Genomic DNA, 1,789 nt, shown 5'->3' on the forward strand with positions numbered 1-1,789 from the left:
GGCTCTTCCTAAATTTTGGTGAAGCTATTATTTTCCCCTTAAGCAGCCCCTCTGCCAAGTTTATACATTACTCTTTTTTTGAGCAGATCTAGATTTGCTCTACCGTAACCTTGCCTTTTGATAAATTTCAATCGGGTAATCTGTCCCTCTACCTGTCCGTTACTCCACTCCAAGGTTAGCCCGGCTTTAACCGCCTGATAATCACGTTCTAAACCTTGGGCAAACCGTTGCATTTGAATGATATCACATTCCTTGGCTTCTTTTATCCACTTATCCAGGTCTTCTGATTTTCTATATTTGACCATTGAAATGAACTGCTGAACTAAGGGATATGATTTACCAGCCTGCGCATGATTTTCTAGTAGAGCCTTTAACTGCTTTTGCTTGCTCTCAGGTAGTTGATCTTCAGGTTTTACCATGAGCCACATAGCCTTTGGCGCAGAATAAGGGGGAATACCTCTTTTTCTGGCTTTTTGAGGTGATTGAGATACCTTGCCTTCAACAGAAAAATGTGCTACATAACGGTAAATACAAGATGCAGATCCCTTATAGCCCTGCTGTTTTAGCTCCTTGAATATCTGATTGGCATTTAAACCATCCTCTGTCCACCGCCTGGTTATCCAGTTCTTTTGATCCTGTGTCAAAGCACCTTTGGCATTCATATGGTGGCTGTAACTTTTCTTGGGAAGTACATTTAAAGCCATATACCTCTTCACAGTCTGCCTGTGCATCTTAAAATGTCTTGCAATAGCTTTAATAGACCAGCCTTTTGCCCTCAATTCCCTAACATGCTGATGGCGGAGGTTACTTTTTGTGGTCAGCTCTGGAGAAACATCCTTTAATGAAGAATCTTTTGCAACCTGTTCCTGAACTTGTTCTTCCTCTTCTACACCAGATAAAGTAGGTAATCCAAGCAAAGCAGCAGCAGTTGCTCTTAAACCTGCCGGGTTTGCCTCAAGCATTTTCTTTAATGCATCTCCTAAATTTTTCAACAAATGCCATCGGTCAGCTACCTGAATAGCATCTGGAGCACCTCTTCTTGCGCCTTCCGCAAATACTGTATCCCTATCTCTGGAAATAATCTCTACGCCAGGATGCTCTTTCAGCCAAGCTTCTACTGTATCCGATTTGGCATCAGGTAATAGATCTACAGGTCTTCTATTTTCTAAATCCACCAGAATGGTAGCATACGTTTTTCCTTTTCTTATACTCCACTCATCTATGCCTAATATTTTTGGTGTATCAAACGTGATAGTCGGTATTTTACGGGTCAGATTTAGCAGCGTATCAGCACTAATTGTGCTGATATTGAGCAAGTAAGCCAGTAAAGCTGCTCCCTCTCCTCCTAACAATAGCGCCAGAGTCTCCAGATAATGATCTAAACGAGCAGTTCTTCGGGCATAAGCAGCGATAGAAGGATGTAGCGGGGTGCCGCCCAATCTTTCCGTAAATATTTTCCTGCTACAGCTATCATAATCACAGAAAAAACGCCTTACATTTAATTCTAATACTACCTGTCTATCAGCCCAAGGTAGATCCGCTACTGTTCTGCTGTAATGGCTATGGATTCTGGAACTACTATTATGGCAAAGCGGACAACATGCAAAACTATGACTACTCTTTAATGATATGAAAATATGTCTTTCCTGAAAGTTTGCACCTAGCAACTGCAAACCGGAAATAGGGGGTAACAAACTATCAATATTCAATGACTGCTCCTCTTTTCCCTCATAACATTTTAGCTCATCCTTTCAATCCAATCCTGCTTCACCAAAATTTAGGAAGAGCC

The 1,789-nt window shown here is 41.5% G+C and carries 1 protein-coding gene; it reads right to left on the reverse strand.

What is annotated here, in order from left to right:
• Positions 1-38 precede the first annotated feature (38 nt).
• Positions 39-1,709 carry an ISL3 family transposase gene (locus WJR50_RS33980; protein ID WP_341297774.1) on the reverse strand — a complete coding sequence of 557 codons (1,671 nt, stop codon included), beginning with the start codon at positions 1,707-1,709 and terminating at the stop codon, positions 39-41.
• Between the last annotated feature and the right edge of the window lie 80 nt (positions 1,710-1,789).

It is taken from the genome of Catalinimonas locisalis (genome assembly GCF_038039535.1).
Taxonomy (GTDB): Bacteria; Bacteroidota; Bacteroidia; order Cytophagales; family Cyclobacteriaceae; genus Catalinimonas.